This is a genomic window from Sporomusa sp. KB1 (assembly GCF_007830295.1).
GTDB lineage: Bacteria > Bacillota > Negativicutes > Sporomusales > Sporomusaceae > Sporomusa.
The window spans coordinates 230,990-254,599 of the sequence record NZ_VLKC01000002.1 but is presented as its reverse complement, the minus strand read 5'-3'; the positions used below and the strand labels follow the sequence as shown (position 1 = coordinate 254,599).

Sequence of the window (23,610 nt, the reverse complement as noted above, 5' to 3'; positions counted from 1 at the left end):
AGAAGGATATGGATGAGGAGGCTTGTTGCCATATGAAAAAGCGGCAGGCATTCATCATTTCATATCCTTTTTTTCGTCGATATATGAATGTGTCGCTCCAGTTTTTTCGCACTATAATTATTCCGCTTGCTATTTAGGCACGAATCTTTGTACCATCAATGGCTACCATTTCCTTGCCGAATAAATCCCATTCATCACACAGATGGACAAATTGCCTAAACACAGCTTTTAGTCCCTTTTTATTATCTTTACGGAAATCAGCAATTGTTTTAAAATCAGGTTTGAGTTTCTTTAAAAGCCACATTACTTCTATATTGCGGCTTGCCTCATGCTCAAGTCTGCGGGATGAGCGAATCCGATTAAGGTATCCGTACAGATAAAGTTTAAGCAGGTCTTTTGGGCTATATGGAGGGTGAGCAGACTGCTTTCTGAAATCTTAACTCCTTCATATCCAACTGTTCAACATATTCATCGATGATACGAACAGGATTCTCTTCTTGAATATACTCATCGAAACTTTCAGGAAACAGAAAGGTTTGATTTCGTTCTTCGCCTTTTATATAGCCCATACATCCACCTTCTTACACTTCATTCCTTATCTATATTTTATCATATTTAGCTATTTATGTAATTAATAGTAGCTACTTTTCACACATTCTGACGTCCCCTTGTCTTTCCCGGAAGCAATGAAGAAACCTAAGCAAAGCATTCGCATCCATGTGGTCAGGGCTTCGTCAACGGATTTCTGGTATGCCAGCAGGATAGGCCAGGAGTTTGCTGTGTTGAGCGAAAGAAAGGATGGCTATCGTGTGAACGTAGGCGATCCGTCAGCGGATTACGTCAGCAAGCAGGATTGTGAGATTGTCGGGGCGGATTCGCGTGCCTATTTTGGTGATGTGGACAGCGTTCCTGATGATGAATGGATTGATGCTGAAATGGAAGATGGAGCAGACTATTTGCTGCAGTACGCAGTGCAAGGCGAGACGATCTACTACCGTTTGCTGGGTGACAATGATGATGTTGTTGAACATGGAACTATTTCAACAACGGTACTTGCTCTATTGGGGAAAGCCAACTTGTTTTACTTAGAAAGTCGGATATGATAGAATTGTTACAACGATAGTTTAGCGATGTATGAGGAGGCAGCTTATCAAGTCCTAAAGCGGGAAGCGATTGACGCCATTCCCAAGAAGCCCCCACCTCTTAGGTGGGGGTAGTATGTTACATAATACACATAAAGAGGAAGAATTATGAAGAATGTAATTTGTAAAAAAATATACCTTGAATTGAGAACGCCGGGTAACGGAGATTTTGTGGCTGACATTGACAGAATCTGTCAAGCTTTAAAACCGGAGTATGGAGAGGTTCAGATTTCTATTGAAACCATTAAATTGTCTTATAAGCTGCTGCGGGATTTTGACTGGAAGCTCACAGTTACCTTAGTACAAAAAGGTTTTGCCTGGGAACTTGTAAACCTTGAGCGCGGAAATACTTCAGATAAGAATTTTGCTTATGCAGCTGATCTTGGGAGCACAACGGTTATCATGCAGCTGATTGATCTGAATACTGGAAATATTTTGTGTGAAGAAAGCGGGGTCAATCATCAAGTCCGTTTTGGTGAGGACATCCTTAGTCGAATCGTTTACGTTAAGGATAATGATGCGCATTTAAGGGAAATCCAGCAATGTACGCTGCTGAATTTTATTGAACTCATGGATAAAATTCAAACTGCGACAGGCATTTCTCCGGACAAATGCGGTATATTCATTATCGGCGGCAACACTACCATGATTCATTTTCTGTTGGGGATTGACCCTTGGTTTATTTTCTATACTCCCTATACGCCAGCTTTTAACCGGACCGGTTTCTTTGCTGGACGTGAAATAGGCTTACCCTTTAATGGCTTAGTGTACTGTTTTCCTTCTACAGCTAATTATTTAGGCGGCGATATTATCAGCGGGCTGTTGGCGTCCAAGATGTATGAACAAAGTGAACTGGCTCTCTATATGGATATTGGCACAAACGGCGAAATGCTTTTGGGCAACAATGAATTTCTGTTTTCAGCTGCGGGCGCGGCAGGACCTGCCTTGGAAGGCGGTATCAGCAAGCAGGGAATGCGGGCGAAAGCAGGGGCGGTGGACTCGGTGCAGATTGTTCAAAATCAGTTGAAGATTACTACAATAGAGAATGCAAAGCCAGTGGGTATATGCGGTTCAGGGATTGTTGACCTTCTTGCCGAAATGTTGCTGGCAGGCTGGATTGATTACTCGGGTCGGTTTATTCCCGGCAGATCAGAGAGAATCCTTATGCGGGACGGAGAATATGTCATTGTTTACGCATGGGAGCACGAATCAGCCTTACATGAAGATTTAATATTCAGTCAGACTGATATTTTAAGATTTATGGATACAAAAGCGGCAGCGAACACCATGGTAGCGTTTTTAGTGGAGACATTGAATATTACACCGGATAAGATTCAACGGGTATATCTGGCCGGAGCCTTTGGAACCTACATAAATATTGAGTCAGGAATTACCATTGGGTTATATCCCGACCTGCCCAGAGAGCGGTTTGTCCAGCTGGGAAATGGCTCTATAAAAGGAGCCTGCAAGTTGTTACAAGATGCAGATCAATTATTGGTTGTAGAAGATCTAATTAGCAGTATAATCTATCTTTCCTTAGCTGAGGCACCGGATTTTCTGAATAAAATGTCAGCGGCCAAATTTTTGCCCCACACGGATTTTTCATTATATCCCACGGTCATTGAAAAGATCAAGAGCCGTAAACACTTGGAAAGTAGTTCCCATTAATTTTCTTTCCATCGATTGTACAATCCCTAACTGGCAACCTAGCTTGGAGGTCGGTATGTTGCATTAAAAATCACCCCTTTTCTTACAAAAAGGTGTTGGATAATGAAAAATCTGGACAATGTTTGGATTTAATAGTTTTAAAACTGCTGAAAAACGATTTGTGGAATACACTACACCGTTTGACCTGATAAGGAGACCATCAACAAATTTAAACGGTTGCGAGAATGGGTGGATTTGCAAGGTCACGAATCGCCTCCACCAATTAAATCTACATTTTTTTATAAATATAGGAAGTCTTGAGAACTGCGAATTGTCTGACTTTTTGACGACACTAATATAATAGACTATATCGGCATTCGGATAGAATAGATAAGAGAAAATAGCAATACTGTGTTGAATTTGATAGGGTGAGGGAGTCTGAGAATATGCAAAGAAAAGCGGGGCTATTGGCACTGTTGGTGGGCGTATTGCTACTGTTGCAGACAACATTGGTGTTCGCCGAACCTGTTGTAACTGAATGGATCTATGAAAATAAACAGCAAGGAAGTGGATTTTCACTGACTATCTGTCGGGATGGAAATAAGGTGTGGGGGCAACATATGGGGTGGGCCAGGTTTGGAAATCGTATTGATGACTCCAGAGACAAAATCTCAATTGAGGGTGCCAGTGAGGACAAGCCAAACGAGTACATTGTGCGCTGGCAAAGCGGGTACAGCAATGCCCAAGGATGGGCGTACCTGATCTTTAGTGATGACGGTACCCTGTTGTGGCAGGTTTTTAGAGTGCAGGTAGAAGGCGAAAGGTACATACCGAACAAGGCAATATTACAGCCCCAAAATTGATAAGTCTTAATAATGAAAGAATAGAATGATATGAGGAAGATCTATCAGCAATGAGAAGCTGATAGGTCTTTTCTGCATTATACCGTGTAATTTGCTCATAGTTTGAGAGGAGTGTAGAGTATGATTAAGATAGCAAGTGTAAAAATAAACAAAGTTTAATTTTTCTTTAATGATTACTTTCAATTTTTAAAAGAATTATGGAAGAAGAGGAACGTTCAATTTGCTTTGTTCTTAAAATAAGGATATGCGTTGCATATGATCGAGTCGATCATGTATTTCAAAATCTCTTTCAAAGCGAGATAGTTGAAACAGAAACATATCTATTGAGAGGACTAAGATGTATTCATAATAACCCTGTAAAAGCAAGCATAACAGCAATGCCAGAGTAACAGGACTAATTACTTTTAGTATGAGTGCGAGTGAAGCAAAATGAATGTTCCTATGCTTCCTATGGGTTTGAAGTTCATTCTGATAAAGTAAATCCAGACGCCAAAGGCGGGGTAATATTAATTACCACGGTTTGAAGTTCATTCTGATAAAGTAAATCCCTGTAAACATAAGAACACATTTAGAAAGTTGTAATTGTTGAAAGGAACTTATGGACAAATGGAGAAAAGAAAACTATATTGTTAGTAGATTGGTAAAATGGAAAGGAACATCCGAAATTTATAATCTAAAACACAGTCTATAAGATTTTTAGATTATAGAGCGATTGTCAAATCATTATTGATATCGGAGGCTTTGCCCATGACAAAAACTGACGCTACTAGATTAGAAGAATTAGAACGTGAGAATCAATTATTGAAGACCATTATTGATAGAATTCACGAAGGGATATTTGCAGTAAACGAAATAAATGAAGTTATTCTGTATAACACCGAGGCGGAAAGAACGGAAGGATTGAAAAGAAAGGATATCTTGGGAAAAACCCAAGCGGAGGCGTATGCTTGTTTTCCCGAGTATTATTTTTCCGATGACGTAAGTAAGAAAATAATGGAGACAGGAAAACCATTGATCGACCAACAATATCAATACACTTTGAAAGATGGGCAAAAAACTTATATAGTTTTTGATGCGTACCCTTATTATTATAAGAACAAAATAGCCGGAATGTACACGATAGGTCGTAATATGTATACGGTAGGAAAATATATAGCTAAAACATTGGAGGTTCACAAAAGGTTAACGAATCAAGAAAATGCAGGATCAACTGGAGCAAAATTTTGTCTCACTGATCTTATTGGTGATAGTAATGCTATTAAAGAAGCTGTTTTGACAGCACAAAAATTTGCAAGATATAATTCGCCAGTCCTGCTAGTAGGAGAAACGGGAACCGGGAAGGAACTTTTCGCCCAGGGAATACATAATGCCAGCACATTCGCCCAGGGGCCGTTTGTACCAATAAATTGTGCAGCAATACCTGATACTCTATTAGAGAGCGTTCTATTTGGAACAGTAAAAGGTGCCTTTACTGGAGCTGTCGATATGCCAGGTTTATTTGAGCAAGCAGAGGATGGAACCATATTTTTAGATGAGATAAACTCTATGCCGGTAAGCCTTCAAGCCAAATTACTAAGAGTGCTTCAAGACAAAATTATTAGAAGAATCGGAAGTAAAAAAGAAATGCTAGTGAATTGTCGGATTATTAGTGCTACCAACGTAGACCCATTTGATATAGATAAAGAAGAAATAATTCGTTCTGATTTACTGTATCGATTGGCTAAGGTAACTGTATATATTCCGCCACTAAGGGAACGATTGGGAGATATTAAATCTTTAATTTTGCATTTTGTAAAAAAAATTAGTAATAAGTTTGGTTTAGTATCAACAAATATAGATATATCTGAAGAATTAGTAAGCTTGTTTGAAAATTATCCTTGGCCGGGTAACGTAAGAGAATTAGAAAACATTATTGAAAGCGCGATGCATTTTGTAGGAAATGAAGACGAAGTATTGCAATTTCATCATTTACCTCTTCACTTTAGAAAAAGAATAATAGGTAATATTAATAAGCCAAATTATCAGAATTGCCAGAATAACGATAAATCTTTTTCAGGTACGTTATTGGAGCTTGAAAAAAGACTGCTTAAAGATGCTTTGCAAAAAAACAATGGGAATATCTCTAAAACAGCAAAAGAATTAAATATCTCCAGGCAAAATTTACATTACAAAATCAAAACATATGAACTTAAATTCTAGTTAGTACTAGGAAATTTTTTATGATGAAAAACTGACCCCAGTTCGATCCGGGGTCAGTTTTTTGTGAAGTGATGACCATGTCAATCCCATTTACCAACAAAGAGTATGAGTCCCTGCTCGCGTTCCTGGTAGTGGAATGGGACAAGACCAGCCACTTAAATTATTTCCCTAGCAAAAGCTTTTCGGCATCTAGGACGATTTGATGAATTTTACCGAGTGCTTCAACAGATAAAACAGAAGGTTTATGGCTTTCAAGGATAGTTCTTGCAAGTTTAGACGCTCTTTCTGCCATATCTTTGCCGCCTGCAGCCAGCCAGTCTTGGCGATTATTGCGATCTATAACCAGCGGAGAAGATTGTACTTGTCTAAAGTGATCAAATGTATGATCTTCTCCTAAGTACTGTCCTTTAATGCCGACACTATGAATTATGTTGATAGCCAGAGTCTCTTCGTTGACTGGCACACCAGCCATAACAGTTTTGATCATACGTACGAAGTCCGCATCAGAGACTACCTGGCCGAGGCTCATAGTGATACCGCTCTCCCACATGCCCGGTCCGTAGATCATGTTAGCGCCTGCTAACATGGGGAGGAGGGCTGTAAGAGTTTTTTCATGACCAGCTTGTAAATCAGGTAATTTACTATCAGTCTATCCACCGGCAACTAAAGTTGGAATGTTATATTGTCGTGCAATACTTGCAACTCCGGCGTTGATTAACCCTGTTTCAGGGCATCCAAGCATAGCAGCAGCTTTATGCCGCATGTCAAGTGTACCTGTTGAGCTTCCATAGACAAATGGGGTACCTTTGTTTACCAATTGGGATAGCGTAAGAGCCCCAAGGCTTTCAGCGTTCATAACTACTAATGCTCCAGCTAGAGTTACAGGAGCCATACCACCAGACATGGCCATAGATAAAATCATCGAAGGAACACGGGCCCTGGCCGCTTCCATCACAGCAGCTACAGTGCTTTCAGGAATGGTTAAAGGGCTTATGGTGCAACCACCAAGCATCATGATTGGCCGTTCGCTTAACTTATCCATTCCACCGGCGGCAACTGCACCCATTTCAAGTTGTATTTTAGCAGTTGTTTTATTTTCAGGGCTAGCTAATACTGGCTTATTAGTGTTGATTAACGGGGCTTCAAAGCCATGAATACATGCTACACGAGGGTCGACATCCCTAGCAACCATGGTATCGAATACGAAATCATACTCGTCAAGGTAATCTACTAACCGGGCACAATCAGCAATGTCCTGTTTTGTGGTTTCACGTAATTCTCCTGTATACGGATCTTCAATTAATATGCCTAAGCCAAATGGACAAACGTAAACTCTTCCGTCCTCGAGGATAATGTCATATTTCGCTTCTTTTCCGGCGAGAAAGACACTAGCCGGGGAACTCTTGATTGCATCTTCAACCATCCAAGCTGGAATCTTAACAACCTTTTTCTTGTGGTCAACCCTAGCTCCGTTACGTTCAAAATATTCAAGAGCTTCTTCATCAGTGATGTTTAGTCCAGTTCTCTCAAGGATCTCTAGAGTGGCTAAATGAATGGAGTGTAAATCTGCGTCGGTAAAAAGCTGAAACCTTGCTCCTTTAAAGGAAGAATACCCGGCACTTGTGTTACGCTTCATTTTGATGCCTCCCAAACATACTTTATTTAGGTTTTAACCCGTCTGAAGTTACTTTCTTACTGGGTGTCGTTTAGGCATTCCTGCATATGAATGGTTGTAATTGCAGTCGTCATTCTCCTAAAATTAATATAGTTATTTTATTCCAAAATCTTTTTCTGTTTGTTCTACCATTGCACGAATTTCCTTAGCGATATTCTCTGGAAGCGGATCTGGTTTGTGAGTTTCTATAATGTTAATAGCTTCTTTAGTAGCAGCGTCAATAAATGTGACGCTGCCATCTCTGATCCACTCGTCACGTCGGTTACGGTCAATCAGCTTTGGAAGGACATGTGCCGTTTTCATCCGATCCATAGTATGGTCTTCTGCTAAGAAGTGACCGCCGGCACCTACCGTGCTGATCACATCTACAGCCATACTCTCATCACTAACTGGCACACCCTCCAGAACTCTCCTCAGCATACGGACCATTTCATTATCGGCAACATATTGTCCGTAACTAAAGGTCATTCCCAACTCCAGCATCCCCGAACCATATATGATGTTAGCACCTGCCAACATCGGCAACAGGTAAGTTAGAGTTTTTTCATGACCGGCTTGTAAATCAGACACTTTACTGTCTGCCTATCCACCGGCAACAAAGCTCGGTAAGTTATAATATTGAGCTAGTTTTGCTATGCCTGCGCTAATTAGTCCTAACTCTGGACTACCTACGGTAGCCGTTGCTTTTCTTAAATCAAGATTTGTTGTTGAGCTGCCGTAGATAACAGGGGCACCCTTTCTAACCAATTGACTAAGTACTATCCCGGTTAATAGTTCAGCATTTTGTGTAACTAGTGTACCTGCTAACGTAACTGGGCCAGTTCCTCCTGCCATTGCCATTGATACCAGCAGGAAGGGTATTTCTGCCTTTGCAAATTCAATTAAGCATTCACATAGACCTTCAGACCAAGTTAAAGGGCTTATTGGACATCCTCCGCCAGTAATTATCGGACGGGACTTTAAGTTTTCCTTCCCGCCAACAACTTTACCGGCCATTTCAATCAACACTTGAGCTGATTTAGTATCTTCAGGACTCACAAATACATGTTTCGTAGTATTGTTAATATGTCCTTCAAAGGAATGAAAGCAAACAGTTCGAGGATCAACATCTCGTGGAATAACGGTATCAAAACAAAAATCCATTTGATCCATGTAATCTGTAATCCTAGCAAGTTGTTCAATATCTTTCTTAGTTGAATGCCTATACTCGCCGGTAAAAGGGTCAATAACCGTTACACCGGTACCAAAGGGAATAAAATTAACTCTGCCTTTTTCCAAAATAACATCATTCTTAGGATCTCTTCCTGCCAACAGAACTTTTCCAGGAGCGGTACGAACTGCTTCTTCTACCATCCAAGCGGGAATTCGTACAATCTGTTTTTGGCGATCTACATCGGCACCTGCTTTTTCGAAAATATCGATGGTTCTGTCACTTTGAATATTAATACCGGTTTTTTCCATTATCTCTAAGGTATTGTTATGGATAGCTTCAACATCAAAATCAGAGAATAGCTGAAGGCCACAACCAGCCCAAGTGTCATGACCTGAAGGTCGGTTTCTTTTCATAAAAGTAGCATCTCCTTGGCGACAATTTTTAACGTATCACTTTATGCAATCCATTCCTTACATAAATCAACTGCGATGGCGGCGTCTGGGGCATATCCATCAGCACCAATTTGGTCTGAAAAATCTTGAGTTATCGGAGCTCCTCCAATGATTACTTTAACTTTGTCGCGTAGTCCTTCCTTGGCCAACGCATCTATGGTTTCTTTCATAGCAGGCATTGTAGTGGTGAGTAATGCTGCCATGGCGACAATATGAGCGTTGTGTTCTTTTACAGCTGCAATAAACTTATCAGTCGGAATATCTATACCCAGGTCGATTACTTTAAAGCCGCCACCTTCTAACATCATGGTAACAAGATTTTTACCAATATCGTGAAGGTCACCTTGAACCGCACCGATTACAACTGTTCCCAGGGACGGCATATCTTTGTCAGCAATGAGTGGCTTAACCAGCTCAATTCCGGCAGACATGGCTTTCGCTGAACGTAAAACTTCCGGTACAAACATATCACCCTTTTTAAAACTGGCACCTACTACATTCATTCCAGCGATTAGCCCTTCACTAATGATCGCCAGAGGATTTGAGCCAGAATCAATCAAGGCCTTTACTTGCTCTTTAACTTGAGCCTCTCGTCCTGAAATAACACTTTGAGCCAAACTTTCTAAACTTGCCATAATCTTCATCTCCACTCCTTATTTTTGTTTTACTACGTACATAGTAAGGTTCTTCTTTACTTATCACCTCCTAATTGACGGTAATAATAATCGGGGAATAATAGTACTAGGGGTAACCAAATCTAATCCACACTTTTGTGTTGATAGTAAAAGCAAATAAAAGTGCAAATTTGATTGTGGTATTCCTGAGCAAATCTAGTTGCAAGAATAATACCAAGACATGAATTTTGACTGCAATTTTAATCTTATGGTTAGTGTAAAGGGGTTCAAAGGTTAAATTAGGGGTACATTGAAAAAGACATTTGCCATTTAGCAGGTTTATACAATCAGCAATTTCAAGACCATTGTGGGGGAAAAAGTGTAATGGATTTTTTCACATTGTAATCAGATTTTTCGCTTTTTTCACTAAACTATTTCTTTTTAGGCTATTAGTACTGAGAATAGTGTGAAAAAACCTGACAAATATACGTTGCGGATAGTACTTTGCCGACATTATATAAGAAAGATATCTGTTACTACTGATAAATAATAACAAGGAGCAATCTTTAAATGATTGCTCCTTGTTTGTTCTTGGACGATATTGGCATTGATTTTGCATTAGAAAGTGATCAGGCAAATGGCATATGGGGGGTGGATCGGATTGATCGCGTGGACTCTAAATTCGCGTAGGCGGGTGAAACTCCCGTACTCCCCGCCAACAAACGTAAGGGGGGAAACCTAGTTGGCTATTACCTGGACGATAATCCAAAAGCAAAGGTTAAAAGAACTCAATGCTAGTGAAATGCAGCAAAAGCAATGTTTTGAATCCACACGGGAACGGGAGCAGGTCTTTCAGGAATTAGAGCGCCAATTAGTGGTTAGTAGTAAGCGGCGTTTGAGTCAACTACAAAAGAGTAAGAAACGCCCATCACTTAGTGTGCTTGAACAGGAGCTTGTTATGGCTCTCAACCAGAAGGGATTTGTTCAAGTGGTGACGCCAAATATTATATCCAAAGGATCGCTAGCAAAAATGTCTATCTCTGATGAGCATCCACTCTTTTCCCAAGTTTTTTGGCTTGATTCAAAGAGGTGTTTACGCCCAATGTTAGCACCAAATTTATATACATTATGGAAAGACTTACTTCGCTTATGGGAACCGCCTATTCGTATCTTTGAAATCGGCACATGCTATCGTAAAGAATCTCAGGGCGGTCTACATTTGAATGAATTTACAATGCTCAATGTAACAGAATTGGGTTTAGAAGTTAGTCAGAGACAACAGCGACTGGCAGAAATTGTGTCTCTAGTTATGAGTACTGTTGGTATTGATGATTATAAGTTGGAAGTAACAAACTCGGTCGTTTATGGCGACACTTTGGATGTAATAAAGGGTATCGAATTAGGTTCAAGTGCTATGGGACCGCATGTTCTAGATGAGAAATGGGGAATTACTGAACCTTGGGTAGGAATTGGATTTGGCCTAGAACGTTTGCTAATGGTTAAGGAAGGAGCTCAAAATGTTCAAAGTATGGGCAGAAGTCTTAGCTATTTAGACGGGGTACGGTTAAATATCTAAGAATAGCGTATATATAGTAACTAAGCTTTAAAGAGAAGAAGGTGACTTTACGATAATGGCACAGCACGTTTTTACGTTAGACAGAATTCTGGATAAGGCTTTTATGGAATTTCCACTAGAGCGTGAGGAACTGTTGTATTTGCTTGGTTTATCAGATAAAAATGATGTTTATAAAGTATTTGAAATGTCTAGGCGGCTTCGGAGTCGCTATTTTAAGGACAGAATATTTCTCTATGGTTTTGTTTATTTTTCTACGTACTGCCGTAATGAATGTAATTTCTGCTTATATCGTAAATCAAACCACTCGTTACATCGGTATCATAAAACAGATAAGGAAATTATGGGGACGGCCTTGCAGTTGGTAAAATCAGGAGTGCACTTGCTGGATTTAACGATGGGAGAAGATCCTCGGTATTATAATGACCGTGAAGCGGGCTTTGAGTCGTTAGTCAAAACAGTAAAGGCTATTAAAAAAAATACAGAGATACCGGTTATGATTTCTGTGGGTGTTGCCCCCGAAGAGGTCCTGAGAAATTTTAAAAAGGCTGGTGCCGATTGGTATGCCTGTTACCAGGAAACACATAATCATGACTTATATTATAAGCTTAGGCCAGGACAAAGTTATGATGAACGGATGGAACGTAAAAAAGCGGCTCGAAAGATGGGCTATCTTGTCGAGGAGGGTTTACTTACCGGTGTAGGAGAAACCGACGAAGACCTAGTGGATTCTCTAGAAGTCATGAAAAGTCTGGGAGCGGACCAGGTACGAGTCATGAGTTTTATTCCTCAAAAAGATACACCTATGCAGCACATTCCATCACTGCCTCGAGACCGAGAATTGCTTATCATTGCAGTAATGAGGTTAGTATTTCCGGATTGTTTGATTCCAGCGTCACTAGACGTAGATGGCATTAATGGTTTAGCTGAGCGTCTTGACGCCGGAGCTAATGTTGTAACCTCAATTATTCCGCCACAATCTGGTCTGACCGGAGTCTCTAATCAAGAGCTTGATATAGAAGATGGTAATCGAACAGTGAGTAAAATATTACCGATATTAGCACAACGTGGGCTGGTACGGGCCAGTAAGGAAGAGTATAGGGAGTGGGCTTTAGCGCGATTGGCAAGAGTTTTTCCTTCGCAGAGGCAACTCCAGAGGAGTGAGGAAGCGTATATGCAATGGATTGTACAGCATCACTAAAGCATTGGAAGGGAGCAATAGAATGCGGGTTGCAATTGTAGGCGGAAAGCTTCAAGGGGTTGAAGCGGCGTATCTGGCGAAGAAAGCAGGTTGGGAAGTCGTTGTTGTTGATAAGAAACCTAAGGCTTTGGCTTCAGAGATTTGTGATCAATACTACTCTCTTGATGTCACAAGAATCATAGAATGGATTCGCTTTTTGAAAAGAATTGATCTAGTCATTCCCGCTCTAGAGAACAAAGAAGTTTTAAATAGCCTAGTACTAACTACAAAATATGCGGGTGTTCCGTTGCTCTTTGATCCTCACTCATATGCGATTTCTTCTTCAAAGATTATTTCAAACGAAATGTTTATTCATATTGGAATTCCTGCACCTGCTCCGTGGCCCAATTGTGATTTTCCAGTTATTATAAAACCTTCTGGAGCAAGCGGGAGTCAAGGTGTATTAAAAATAAAAAATCATCGGGAATTTCAACGATTACAAGCTGAGCAGGCAGCAGCAGAATGGGTGGTCGAAGAGTATTTGGAGGGACCATCCTATTCGCTAGAGGTCATTGGTTATGCAGGCACGTACAAGGCGTTGCAGATTACAGAACTTAATATGGATAGTAGTTACGACTGTAAACGTGTGATTGGCTCAGCAAATCTGTCAGATGAAATTAGAGAACAATTCGAAAAGATTGGATTACGCTTAGCTAGTTACCTGAAGCTAAATGGGATCATGGATGTGGAAGTTATTTTGCATCAGGATCAGTTAAAAGTTCTCGAAATCGATGCCAGAATTCCAAGTCAAACTCCGACCGCAGTTTATCACGCCACAGGGATTAATATTTTGGAAATTATTGGACAGGCTTTTGTAAGCGGTAAAGTTTGGGACGAATTTGATATTACTAATAAGAGAGACGTAATTTACGAACATATTCATATTTTTGATGATCAGCTTGAGATTTCAGGTGAACATATTATGGCTAATGCAGGGCCACTTCAACTATGTGCGCCTTTCTTTGGAGCAGATGAAGCACTGACGAATTATTCAAAGGGTAAAACGGATTGGGTAGCAACTCTTATTATTACAGGAGTAAACAGACAAGAAGCGTGGAAAAAAAGGGATGATGTTATCAAGAAAATCAGAAGATCCTGCCAGAGTCAGTATTACTTTGATCGTTATCCAGGCCTCGAAGATGATGGTAAGTTCATTAGAAGCGTCTAAGGGAGTGGAGTTATGACACGGCTGAAAGAGGATGACATTAGTAAAATATCAACTATGCTGACAAATTACGATAGCGAGCTCATTAGAAAAACGGGTTGTAGTTTGAGAGAAATCGCAGCAAGTGCTGCCAATAGGAATGCAAAAACTATCTTCAGTCCACGACCAAAAGTCGCTGTGATACCGATGACCTGCGGAGAAGGGATTATTCCTGGTTTTGCAGAGTCAGTGGCTAGCATCCTGAACTATCTTAGCTTCACTGCTTTTACTACTGCCAACTGTGATGTTGCTGGCATTTACGAAGCCATGAGTAAGGGGGCTAACATTTTATTTACGGCTGATGATAATCAGTTTGTAGCAATTAATCTATGCAATGGAGCAATGGTGAGCAATAGCGAAGCCACAGGGAAAGGATACATAGCTGGTCTAGCGCGCATGTGTGATGGTTTAGCGAATAAGCATGTATTGCTTATTGGGGCGGGAGCAGTAGGCAAGGGGGCTGCATGGTCACTTGCCCGGCTGGGAGCATTGGTTTCAATTTATGATATAAGTTTGCCAACTAGCCAGAGATTAGTAAATGACCTAGTTCGGGAGGGGTATCCCGCAAAGGTTGAAACTGATTTGGAATGTGCTTTGACTAAGCATTGCATTATACTAGATGCCTCTCCGGCAAAGGACATTATTCATTCAAGGTATATTACCGGGGACACTGTAATTGCAGCTCCCGGTATCCCCTTAGGGATAACGGAGGTTAGCCGAAGGCAATTATCCGGAAGAGTACTTCACGATCCGTTGCAAATTGGGGTAGCCACTATGATTTTCGAAGTTTTATAATAAACGGATAATTAATCCTGGGTCGATTGGAGTGAGATGTATGACCTCAAGTGTGGTAAAAAAGAAACGGTATTACCGCAAAAATGTGGAATTTTTTAAACTAGTGGAAAAGATTAAACTTTGGCCATCCAGAAGCGGAACCTTGCATGGTATTAAAAGCATGACTATTAAAGGAAATATAGCAGAAATTATTACGCATTGTAATGAAAAATTTCAAATAAACAATTCGCGGCATAGTCGTGCTGCTCGTTCCTTGCGCAATAAATTGTTTTTCCATTCCTGCCATACCTGCAAAATCCCAAAATGGAAAATTGAAAAATATGCAGGAACTTATGTCAATCAAAACTATGGATCTCATTTATAAGATGAGCTTCCTGCCTAATATCAGGACAAAGAGGAGGTGGCAGAAAAAACATAATGATTCCTAGATATTTTTACAAAAAAAAGGGGGTAGGAAATGTCCGCTATTTCATCAAGTAAGACGTTAACTGGTTTTATTATCTGCATGGTCGCAGGAATTTTCTGGGGAACTTTTGGCACATTTGTTAAACTAATGACCAATTATGGTTTTACAGAGTCAGCTATTGCTATTCTTGGTCCTGCAATGATGGTGATCTTTTACGCAATTAAAGCTTATTGCAAGAATCCTCAACTGTTTTTGGTGAACAGACAACAACTAATAGTATTGATTATTGTTGGAGTATTAGCTGTTATAGGTTCAAATTGGTGTTATGCTGTTGCGCTGGGTAAAGGGCTCCCGTTAGCCGTGGCATCTATCATTACTTTCCTAAACTATTATCTTGTGATAATTGGAGCAAGAATTATTTGGAAAAACAAGATTACTCCAGTTAAGATTTTGTCTGGCATAGCGGTAATAGGGGGAATTAGTTTAATACTAGACGTGTTCGGCACGCTAACGGCAACTGCAGCGGGACTGTTTTGGATGGGCTTGACTGTGTGTGGTTTTGCAGCAGGTTATCTTCTTGTAAGACACGCAATGGATATAGGTATTGATACAGATATTTATTTAGCCTATACAAATTTATTTGGGATAATTGGTTTATCATTCATAAATCCCCCTTGGGATGTAGTTTCCGAAGTTATAGCAAATACTCAAGCGTTTGGGTTGCCCGCTGTATTGGCTCTTTTAGGATTTGGTCTTATACCACAGGTCGCGAGTTTTTACCTCTTACTAGAGGGCTATAATTATCTAGAACCTGCACTGGTAGTAATTGTATATAGTAGCTTTGATCCTATTACCGTATCAATTTTGGGTTATTTGCTTTTTGGTGAAACATTAACCATGCTGCAGATTTTGGGAATTATAATAGTCTTGGGAGCTATTATATGGCTACAGTTAGCTGAACAGGCGGAAGAACGAAAGCTGGCACAGCAGAATAAAGTTAGCTTAGTAGAATAGTATTTAACTTTACCATTAGTATCTTAGCAGCAACAGAATACTAAAGAAACATAGATGGGGGGAAGATGGCATAATACAAGGATGTTGTTTGCTCTGTAATTTTGTTGGGGTGGAAAGAATAATAAAGGATGTGACATGTAATGATTATTGTGGGAGAATTAATTAATGCTAGTCGTAAGCCTATCCAAGAAGCTATTAAGAGTGGAGACGCCAGCTATATCCAGCAGGTGGCAAAAAATGAGCATGAAGCCGGTGCAAACTATATTGATGTAAATGCCGGGGTTTTTGTCGGTCAAGAAGCCGATTATCTAAAATGGATGGTTAAACTTGTCCAGGAGGTAGTAGAGGGTCCCTGTTGTATTGACAGCCCAGACCCCAGAGCCATTGAGGCAGCATTAAGCGTGCATAAAGGGCCGGCAATGCTAAACTCCATCTCTCTGGAGAAAGAGAGATATGATGTATTTATACCCTTAGTGGCAGGATCGGATCATAAGGTTGTTGCCTTATGTATGAGTGATGAAGGGATGCCAGAAAGTGCTGAGGCTAGAGTTAAGATTGCTGATGAGCTCATTAATCGGCTAGTTAAAAAGGGATTGTCATTGGACCAAATTTACGTTGACCCGCTTGTACAACCGCTGTCTACGAATGATATCTATGGAGTGGAGTTTTTGAAAGCCATTGAGATGATTATGAATAATTATCCTGGTGTACATACCATGTGTGGCTTATCTAATATTTCCTTTGGTTTGCCTATGCGCAAATTCTTAAATAGAACATTTGGGATTATGGCTATAGATCGCGGTCTTGACGGAATGATTATGAATCCTCTAGATAAAGAGTTCATGGTTAGCATTATTGCTGCTGAGGCTTTACGGGGGAAAGACTGCTATTGCTCGAGTTATCTGCAGGCCTACCGCGACAAATTGTTTGAGTTTTAGTCTATAAAACCTTATTGGGCCGTCAAAGGCTAGTAAGTGCTAATAGAAATGTACCCAAATTATTTTGGGATGGTGGATTGCAGTCAAGACTGGTATTCGCCCTGAAGAATTGGAACAGACGATAGAATTCACAGGATTAATGAATATCTTTCTAATTCCGACAATCCACAATTGCTACACGAAGGGCGGTTACTACTTATATTGCGATATCCCCATCAACTCCTGGTCGAATTAATTCGGCCGGGGGTTTTTACCATAGCGCAAAGTAAAAAGGAATACTACAATGGGAACCCATCTGTACCACAATTCTGAGCGTCTTAACCACGAATTTATCCGGAGGTTGGTTGTATTGGGCTAGCGTTTGGAGTCTACTCACTTGTGAGTGCTCAAAAAGGACATAACCTACTACAACGGTGTAAGCGTATAGGGGTTTAGAATATTATGGTAGAATAACAAAATGAACATAAAAGAACATTCATAGCTTTATCCACTAATTATTTTCTATCATGATGGAGGTGCCTCGTGAACGATAAGGAGAAGGAACAATTTGAGTTATTAAAACGAGAAAACCAATTATTAAAAGCTATTATTGATTCTATCCATGAAGGAGTTTATGCTACGGATGAAAAAGGTAATATAATTATTTATAATCATCAAGTTGAAAATACAGAGGGAATGAAGAGAGAAGAGGTTTTAGGCAAAAGTGAGGATGAGATGTATCCTGGGTTTAATTTTCAAGCTCTAATAACGGCAACCGTTACTAGAACTGGCAATCCTTTATTGGAACAGTATTTCGGATATAGCTTACCGAATGGACGTAAGGTAGAAATTATTAGTAGTTCATTTCCATACTATTACAAAGAAAAATTAGCAGGAGTGTATACTATAGGTCATGATGTCAACCAGGTTGACGAGCTTATTGGAAAAACATTAGAAATTAAAAAAAAGCCAGCATATAAACAAAATACAGTAATAGGCAATAGCTGTGCAAAGTATGTATTAGACGATATAATTGGAATTAGTCACAAAATGCAAGAAGCTACTAGTTTAGCAAAAAAAGTTGCTAAACTGGATTCTCCCGTTTTAATTATTGGAGAAACTGGGACAGGAAAAGAGCTTTTCGCTCAAGGGATTCACAATGCTAGCATATTTGCGCAGGGACATTTTGTTCCCATTAACTGTGCAGCCATACCGGATACGCTTATAGAAAGTCTACTTTTTGGAACCGTAAAAGGGGCATTTACTGGAGCCTCGGACGTTCAGGGTTTATTTGAACAGGCTGAGGATGGAACTATATTTCTTGATGAAATAAATTCCATGCCCCTCTGGCTACAGGCCAAATTATTAAGAGTAATCCAAGACAAAATGGTAAGAAGAATAGGGGGGGCAACGCAACGTCCGATTAATTGCAGAATTATTAGTGCTATGAATGTAGATCCTTTTGTCGCGATACAAGAAAAAGCTCTTCGATCTGACGTGTTTTTCCGCCTAGCTACTACTACATTATACGTTCCCCCTTTAAGAGATAGGAAAGAAGATATTAATATTTTATGCACCCACTTTATAAAAAAACATTATGCAAAATATGGTGTATTTATGGGAAAAGTTTCACCAGAATTATTGGAAGACTTTGAATGTTATGATTGGCCCGGAAATGTACGAGAATTGCAGAATATTATAGAAAATTCTATGAACTTTGTAGAAGATAAGCAAAATCAATTAACAAAGTTAAATTTGCCACCCTATTTTAGAGAAAGGATCCTAAAACTAAAAAGTAATGAACTATTAAAAGGTAATAATAATGGAACCTTACACGATATTTTATCCAACGTCGAAAAAGTGGTGATTGAAGAATCTCTGCGAAAAATGAATGGAAACATTACAAAAACAGCTGAAGAGTTAGGTATTTTTAGACAGGCATTGCACTATAGAATTAAAAAAATAGGAATAAACTTAATTCCTTATAAAACGAATATAAATTAACTGAAATTAAATATTTCATGCAATATTTAATTTCGTCCTATAATATAAGAGAAAACCTGGATAACTGAAATATTTAAATTCAGTTATCCAGGTTTTCTCTTTATTTCATTTAACACCAAAGAACGAGGAAAAGGCTTGTGTCCTAAGGCAGTTAAGGCTTTGTCAAGGAGGAAACTTTAGTATTGGCATGGATTATGCATAATATTTAAAATGTTAGGAAAATAAAGACTTATTGATGTAGAGGGGGAATAATATGGCGAAAACATAGACAAAAGTTAAGTTTTAAGCCAATGCTAAGAAATTAGGGGCCGAGCAGAAGATCCATTTATAAAGGAGGAAAAAACATGCAATATCATCAATCAGAAAACTGGTCTTTTTGGGGGAGAAATATGTTCTCCGACTATGAGCTAGAGGCTATCCATGAAACATCCCTAGAGATTCTTTCCTCAACAGGTATATACGTTGAGGAACAAGATGCAAGAGATTATTTCGCTGCTGCTGGGGCCAAAGTAGATCACGATAAACACTTGGTTAAGATTCCTAAATGGTTGGTACAAGAGGCTATTTTTACAGCCCCTAGCTCTTTTGTTCTTGCGGGGAGGGAGCCGAAATTCGATTATCCGCTGGGTATTGGTAAGGTAGGCTTTGCCAACGTAGGGATCGCTGTTTCCGTAAATGACCTTAATACAGGAAAAAACCGACCAAGCATCAAGAAAGATTTGGCAGACTATGCGCATCTTATCGATCAACTGGATAATATTGTAATGTGCTGGGATTGCATCATGCCCAATGATGTGCCTACAGAAACGGTAGGCCTTTATGCGCTCCAAGCACATGTCAATAATACCCGTAAACACATAATGGCAACGACATTTGACAAGATAACAGCCCAAGCTGCTGTCGCTATGGCAGCGGAAGTTGCTGGTGGTATGGACGCATTGTCAGCAAGGCCTTTGATCTCCGCCGGTTCTTGCCCCAAAAGCCCTCTAACCTTCAGTACCGCTGTTACAGCCTGTATTATTGAATTCGCCAAAGCATCTCTACCGGTTATGGCAATGTCAATGGTCTTGGCCGGTGCTACCGGTCCTGTTACCTTGGCAGGTACTTTGGCGCTTCACAATGCGGAAATCTTAGCCGCTTTAACGCTAACTCAAATTGTTAAGAAAGGTTGCCCTTTCTGGTATGGCTCTTGTACTAGCATTATGGACTTGAGAAAGGCCGCCGCCGCTACCGGTTGTGCGGAACACGCAATGTTTGGTGCTGCCATTGCTAGAATGGCACAATTCTATAATTTACCTTGCGTTGCTCCTGGTACATGGACCGACAGCAAAACAACTGATGTTCAAGCAGGTTATGAAAAGGGCATTAGCTCCTTACTTCCTGCTTTGGCTGGTGCGAATATCATTTTTGGTTCTGGCGGACTGGCCGGGGGTATGGCTGTAGACTTTGGCTCCATAGTTACAGAAAACGACATGTTCAAGACCATTCAATTCATTTTAAAGGGTATTCCTGTTAATAAAGAGTCCCTAGCATTAGAACTGATACAAAGAATCGGCCCCAAAGGAGAGTACTTAAGTCACGAACATACTCTTAAGAATATGCGGAGTTGCCAGGTCTGGCCCGATCTATTTGACAGGGAACCTACAAGTGTATGGGAAGCTGCAGGCTCTAAAACCCTTGATACTAAAGGGCGAGAGAAGGCTGCTGAATTAATTAATAATGAAAACCCCGCACCCTTGCCCAAAAATGTTCAGAAACGTTTAGCAGATATAATCAACGATGTTGAAAGAGAATTGAGTGTTAAAAAATAAGGAATCATATTGCTTTAATTCTATGTAAAACAAAAGGTTAAGAATTTAAATAATAATTCAGCCCTAAGGGAGGACAAGAATAATGCCAACATTTAACGACCTTGCACAAAGCGTAATCTCAGGTAACCTAGACCAAGTTACAGATCAAGTTCAAGCCTTAATTTCCAGCGGAACCGATCCTGTTGAAATCGTTAATCAAGGTTTAATTGCTGGAATGAATGTCGTCGGAGTACGTTTTAAAGCCGGCGATATGTATGTTCCTGAAGTTTTGATGTGCGCTCGTTGTATGCATTCTGGTCTAGAACTTGTTAAACCGTTACTAGCTAGTAAAAATATCCACAGCAAAGGAAAAGTTGTGTTAGGCACAGTAAAAGCAGATCTTCATGATATCGGGAAGAATCTTGTAGCTATGATAATGCGAAGTGGTGGTTTTGAAGTAATTGATGTAGGTATTGACGTTGCTCCGGAAAAGTTTATTGAAGCTGTTAAAGAACATAGTCCGGATATTGTGGGGATGTCCGCCTTGCTTACGACGACCATGCCTGCAATGAAAGACACTATCGATCTTCTCATAAAAGAAGGACTTAGGGATAAAGTTAAAGTCATCGTCGGGGGAGCACCGGTCACTCAAACGTTCGCTACTTCGATCGGTGCTGATACGTATGCAGCAGATGCTATTACAGCAACCGATTTATGCAAAGAACTTGTTGGCGCGTAAATCTTCAAGCTCTGATTTAGTGATTCTCTTTAGGATAGAATCTTTACCGCAAATCCTTAAATAGAACATTTGAAATTATGCCTATTGATCGCGGTCTTGACGGAATGAGTATGAATCCTCTTGATAAAAAATTTATGGTCAGTATTTATTGCGGCCGAGGCTTTACGAGGGAAAGACAGCTATTGCATGAAGTTTTTGCAGGCTTACCGCGTAATTTGTTTGAATTCTAGTATAAAATGGGCCGTCTAAAGGCTTTTAGTTGCTTATAGGCGGCCTCATTTCTAGTTTTTCCATACCGACGGGACTTTGGAATATCGATTAGTTTTTTACAGGCATTCTCAGTGTTACTTTGGTGCTTAATTAGGACATACGTGCAATTCCCAATGTCGTACCTGCAAAATCCCGAAATGGAGATTAGAGAAATATGCTGGAACTTATGCCAATCAAAATTATGGATCGCATCTATGAGACGATTGAATTAGGCCTAAATAGTTAGAAAAGAAGGAGGTGTGAGAAAAGACATATTTGAGTCAAGAATCTTGCCAAAAGAAAAGGGGACTAGGAAATGTCTGTTATTTCATCAAGTAAGATATTAATCGGTTTTTTTATTGCCATGGTGGCAGGCGTGTGTTGGGGAAGTTTTGGCACATTTGTTAAACTATTGTCTAGTTACGGCTTTACAGAATCTGCGATAGCAATTCTTGGTCCTGCGATGATGGTGTTCTTTTACTCAATTAGGGCTTTTCTTAGGGATCGCCAATTATTATTGGTAAGCAGGCGTCAATTGTTAGTATTGATTGCTGTTGGATTTTTGGGTGTTATTGGATCAAACTGGTGCTATGCGGTTGCGCTGGGGAAAGGTATTCCGCTAGCCGTAGCATCTATTATTACCTTCCTTAATTATTATATTGTGATAATCGTATCAAGAATTATTTGGAAAAATAAAATTACTCCAGTAAAGGTTTTGTCCGGGTTAGCGGTAATAGTAGGAGTTGCTTTAATGCTAGATGTATTTGGAACAATGACTGTAACTGCTGCTGGACTCTTTTGGATGGGCTTAACGGTAATTGGCTTCGCATCAGGGTATCTTCTTGTAAGGCACGCTTTGGATATAGGTATTGATTCGGATGTGTATTTAGCCTATACAAATTTATTTGGCATCATTGGTCTATCGTTCACGAATCCTCCCTGGGATGTTGTGTCTGAAGTTATAGTTAATGTTCACGCGTATGGAATACCGGCTCTATTAGCTGTTCTAGGATTCGGTCTTATACCACAGGTTACAAGCTTTTACCTCATGTTAAAGAGCTATAACTATCTGGAACCTGGGCTGGTAGTAATTGTATATAGTAGTTTCGACCCTATTACAGTATCGATATTGGGATATTTGATTTTTGGCGAAATATTAAAAATGTTGCAAATTCTAGGGATTGGAATAGTCTTGGGAGCTGTTATATGGCTGCAGTTAGCCCAACAGGCGGAAGAGCTGTCCAATCTTCGGTATCAAGGGACCATAACACAATAATTTTGCCTTTAGAATAGACAACATTATCTACGTCTGGGTTATGGAAACCAAAAGGGGGCCTTACAAGTCTAGGTGTTTTGCCGATAATATCATGGATTATTAAAGCGCATTTTTCTATTTCCTGATCTACCTGTTGCGCGTCCAATTTTGTTAGGTCAACATGGCCAAAAGTATGATTACCAATGATATGACCATCCGCATTGATTTGCCGTAACATTTCGGGGTACTTCTGGGCTTGCTTTCCAATAATAAAAAAAGTTGCTTTGACATTTTTTTGTTTGAGTATATCTAGAACTTTAGGAGTCCACACTTCTTCCGGTCCATCATCAAAAGTAAGGGCAACCTCTTTATCTTGAGCACTTCCAGCCCAATAGAGTTTTCCAGGAATATTATGTCCTCGCCTATACCGATCTTCCGCGGCTTTTGCGACTTCGGGCGGTTTCTTGAGGGTGTAATAGGCAAACATGGAACAAATCACCAACAACAGCAGACTAATAACATAGATAATTTTTTTCTTTCTCATCAGTCATCCTCTCTTTTTATCAAAGTGTGTTACCCGATTTTGGACGCATCAGACGCACTTCGAATTAGTTTTTTCGGATTGTTCGTTTTTTATTCCAAAACATTAGAACAGCTGATAAGAGCGTCAGGGGGATGT

General features: G+C 40.0%; 19 protein-coding genes and 2 pseudogenes. 15 read left to right on the top strand and 6 right to left on the bottom strand.

From position 1 onward, the window contains the following. Positions 1–133 precede the first annotated feature (133 nt). Together SALPA_RS04965 and SALPA_RS28805 are read right to left on the bottom strand one after the other, a co-directional pair. A complete protein-coding gene (locus tag SALPA_RS04965; protein ID WP_255451401.1) occupies positions 134–355 on the bottom strand; it encodes a transposase in 222 nt (73 codons plus the stop codon). Between the two features lie 46 nt (positions 356–401). After that, on the bottom strand, positions 402–569 hold the full coding sequence (locus SALPA_RS28805) for a hypothetical protein (protein WP_186450915.1): 168 nt from the start codon (positions 567–569) through the stop codon (positions 402–404). A 213-nt stretch (positions 570–782) separates the two neighbouring features. On the opposite strand from SALPA_RS28805, the gene SALPA_RS04960 reads away from it, so the two are divergent. The 4 genes from SALPA_RS04960 (at position 783) to SALPA_RS04945 (ending at position 5,851) form a co-directional block, all read left to right on the top strand. After that, positions 783–1,103: a hypothetical protein gene (locus SALPA_RS04960; protein WP_145090443.1), complete on the top strand. Its 321-nt coding sequence runs from the start codon at positions 783–785 to the stop codon at positions 1,101–1,103. 147 nt (positions 1,104–1,250) lie between these two features. Continuing rightward, positions 1,251–2,810: an ASKHA domain-containing protein gene (locus SALPA_RS04955; RefSeq protein WP_145090440.1), complete on the top strand. Its 1,560-nt coding sequence runs from the start codon at positions 1,251–1,253 to the stop codon at positions 2,808–2,810. Between the two features lie 425 nt (positions 2,811–3,235). After that, on the top strand, positions 3,236–3,652 hold the full coding sequence (locus SALPA_RS04950) for a hypothetical protein (protein ID WP_145090438.1): 417 nt from the start codon (positions 3,236–3,238) through the stop codon (positions 3,650–3,652). A gap of 747 nt (positions 3,653–4,399) precedes the next feature. Then, positions 4,400–5,851, top strand: coding sequence for a sigma-54-dependent Fis family transcriptional regulator (locus SALPA_RS04945; protein ID WP_145090435.1), 1,452 nt, complete (start codon positions 4,400–4,402; stop codon positions 5,849–5,851). A gap of 160 nt (positions 5,852–6,011) precedes the next feature. On the opposite strand, the pseudogene SALPA_RS04935 reads toward SALPA_RS04945, so the two are convergent. The 3 genes and pseudogenes from SALPA_RS04935 to SALPA_RS04920 all read right to left on the bottom strand — a co-directional run bounded on the left by SALPA_RS04935 (position 6,012) and on the right by SALPA_RS04920 (position 9,766). Beyond that, a pseudogene (locus tag SALPA_RS04935) lies at positions 6,012–7,487 on the bottom strand (trimethylamine methyltransferase family protein). Positions 7,488–7,619: 132 nt separating this feature from the next. Then, positions 7,620–9,092, bottom strand: a pseudogene (locus SALPA_RS04925) (trimethylamine methyltransferase family protein). 41 nt (positions 9,093–9,133) lie between these two features. After that, entirely contained in the window at positions 9,134–9,766 is a 633-nt protein-coding gene (locus tag SALPA_RS04920) for a corrinoid protein (RefSeq protein ID WP_145090420.1), read from the bottom strand. A gap of 721 nt (positions 9,767–10,487) precedes the next feature. On the opposite strand from SALPA_RS04920, the gene pylSc reads away from it, so the two are divergent. The 11 genes from pylSc (at position 10,488) to SALPA_RS04865 (ending at position 22,952) form a co-directional block, all read left to right on the top strand. Then, entirely contained in the window at positions 10,488–11,321 is an 834-nt protein-coding gene (pylSc, locus tag SALPA_RS04915) for a pyrrolysine--tRNA(Pyl) ligase large subunit (protein WP_145090417.1), read from the top strand. A gap of 55 nt (positions 11,322–11,376) precedes the next feature. Continuing rightward, positions 11,377–12,519 carry a methylornithine synthase PylB gene (pylB, locus tag SALPA_RS04910; protein WP_145090414.1) on the top strand — a complete coding sequence of 381 codons (1,143 nt, stop codon included), beginning with the start codon at positions 11,377–11,379 and terminating at the stop codon, positions 12,517–12,519. A gap of 22 nt (positions 12,520–12,541) precedes the next feature. Further along, on the top strand, positions 12,542–13,726 hold the full coding sequence (gene pylC / locus SALPA_RS04905; RefSeq protein WP_145090411.1) for a 3-methylornithine--L-lysine ligase PylC: 1,185 nt from the start codon (positions 12,542–12,544) through the stop codon (positions 13,724–13,726). Between the two features lie 12 nt (positions 13,727–13,738). Further along, complete coding sequence (pylD, locus tag SALPA_RS04900; RefSeq protein WP_145090409.1) at positions 13,739–14,557, top strand: 3-methylornithyl-N6-L-lysine dehydrogenase PylD; 819 nt, start codon at positions 13,739–13,741, stop codon at positions 14,555–14,557. Between the two features lie 40 nt (positions 14,558–14,597). Next, positions 14,598–14,921, top strand: coding sequence for a pyrrolysine--tRNA(Pyl) ligase small subunit (gene pylSn / locus SALPA_RS04895; RefSeq protein WP_145090406.1), 324 nt, complete (start codon positions 14,598–14,600; stop codon positions 14,919–14,921). A 93-nt stretch (positions 14,922–15,014) separates the two neighbouring features. After that, positions 15,015–15,977, top strand: a complete 963-nt coding sequence (locus SALPA_RS04890; RefSeq protein ID WP_145090403.1) for a DMT family transporter — start codon at positions 15,015–15,017, stop codon at positions 15,975–15,977. A 140-nt stretch (positions 15,978–16,117) separates the two neighbouring features. Then, positions 16,118–16,915, top strand: a complete 798-nt coding sequence (locus tag SALPA_RS04885) for a methyltetrahydrofolate cobalamin methyltransferase (protein WP_145090400.1) — start codon at positions 16,118–16,120, stop codon at positions 16,913–16,915. 522 nt (positions 16,916–17,437) lie between these two features. Further along, complete coding sequence (locus tag SALPA_RS04880; RefSeq protein ID WP_145090397.1) at positions 17,438–18,898, top strand: sigma-54-dependent Fis family transcriptional regulator; 1,461 nt, start codon at positions 17,438–17,440, stop codon at positions 18,896–18,898. 344 nt (positions 18,899–19,242) lie between these two features. Next, on the top strand, positions 19,243–20,709 hold the full coding sequence (locus tag SALPA_RS04875; protein WP_145090394.1) for a trimethylamine methyltransferase family protein: 1,467 nt from the start codon (positions 19,243–19,245) through the stop codon (positions 20,707–20,709). Positions 20,710–20,791: 82 nt separating this feature from the next. Further along, positions 20,792–21,427: a B12-binding domain-containing protein gene (locus SALPA_RS04870; protein WP_145090391.1), complete on the top strand. Its 636-nt coding sequence runs from the start codon at positions 20,792–20,794 to the stop codon at positions 21,425–21,427. A 565-nt stretch (positions 21,428–21,992) separates the two neighbouring features. Beyond that, positions 21,993–22,952: a DMT family transporter gene (locus SALPA_RS04865; RefSeq protein WP_145090388.1), complete on the top strand. Its 960-nt coding sequence runs from the start codon at positions 21,993–21,995 to the stop codon at positions 22,950–22,952. Here SALPA_RS04865 and SALPA_RS04860 read toward each other — a convergent pair. Next, positions 22,879–23,475: a polysaccharide deacetylase family protein gene (locus SALPA_RS04860; protein ID WP_145090385.1), complete on the bottom strand. Its 597-nt coding sequence runs from the start codon at positions 23,473–23,475 to the stop codon at positions 22,879–22,881. The genes SALPA_RS04865 and SALPA_RS04860 overlap by 74 nt on opposite strands. Positions 23,476–23,610: the final 135 nt, after the last annotated feature.

Excerpts from the sequence above, each read along its gene's own strand:
- SALPA_RS28805 (WP_186450915.1), bottom strand. The coding sequence starts at position 569 with ATGGGCTATATAAAAGGCGAAGAACGAAATCAAACCTTTCTGTTTCCT.
- SALPA_RS04955 (WP_145090440.1), top strand. The coding sequence starts at position 1,251 with ATGAAGAATGTAATTTGTAAAAAAATATACCTTGAATTGAGAACGCCG.
- SALPA_RS04950 (WP_145090438.1), top strand. The coding sequence starts at position 3,236 with ATGCAAAGAAAAGCGGGGCTATTGGCACTGTTGGTGGGCGTATTGCTA.
- SALPA_RS04945 (WP_145090435.1), top strand. The coding sequence starts at position 4,400 with ATGACAAAAACTGACGCTACTAGATTAGAAGAATTAGAACGTGAGAAT.
- SALPA_RS04920 (WP_145090420.1), bottom strand. The coding sequence starts at position 9,766 with ATGGCAAGTTTAGAAAGTTTGGCTCAAAGTGTTATTTCAGGACGAGAG.
- pylB (WP_145090414.1), top strand. The coding sequence starts at position 11,377 with ATGGCACAGCACGTTTTTACGTTAGACAGAATTCTGGATAAGGCTTTT.
- pylC (WP_145090411.1), top strand. The coding sequence starts at position 12,542 with ATGCGGGTTGCAATTGTAGGCGGAAAGCTTCAAGGGGTTGAAGCGGCG.
- pylD (WP_145090409.1), top strand. The coding sequence starts at position 13,739 with ATGACACGGCTGAAAGAGGATGACATTAGTAAAATATCAACTATGCTG.
- pylSn (WP_145090406.1), top strand. The coding sequence starts at position 14,598 with ATGACCTCAAGTGTGGTAAAAAAGAAACGGTATTACCGCAAAAATGTG.
- SALPA_RS04890 (WP_145090403.1), top strand. The coding sequence starts at position 15,015 with ATGTCCGCTATTTCATCAAGTAAGACGTTAACTGGTTTTATTATCTGC.
- SALPA_RS04885 (WP_145090400.1), top strand. The coding sequence starts at position 16,118 with ATGATTATTGTGGGAGAATTAATTAATGCTAGTCGTAAGCCTATCCAA.
- SALPA_RS04875 (WP_145090394.1), top strand. The coding sequence starts at position 19,243 with ATGCAATATCATCAATCAGAAAACTGGTCTTTTTGGGGGAGAAATATG.
- SALPA_RS04870 (WP_145090391.1), top strand. The coding sequence starts at position 20,792 with ATGCCAACATTTAACGACCTTGCACAAAGCGTAATCTCAGGTAACCTA.
- SALPA_RS04865 (WP_145090388.1), top strand. The coding sequence starts at position 21,993 with ATGTCTGTTATTTCATCAAGTAAGATATTAATCGGTTTTTTTATTGCC.
- SALPA_RS04860 (WP_145090385.1), bottom strand. The coding sequence starts at position 23,475 with ATGAGAAAGAAAAAAATTATCTATGTTATTAGTCTGCTGTTGTTGGTG.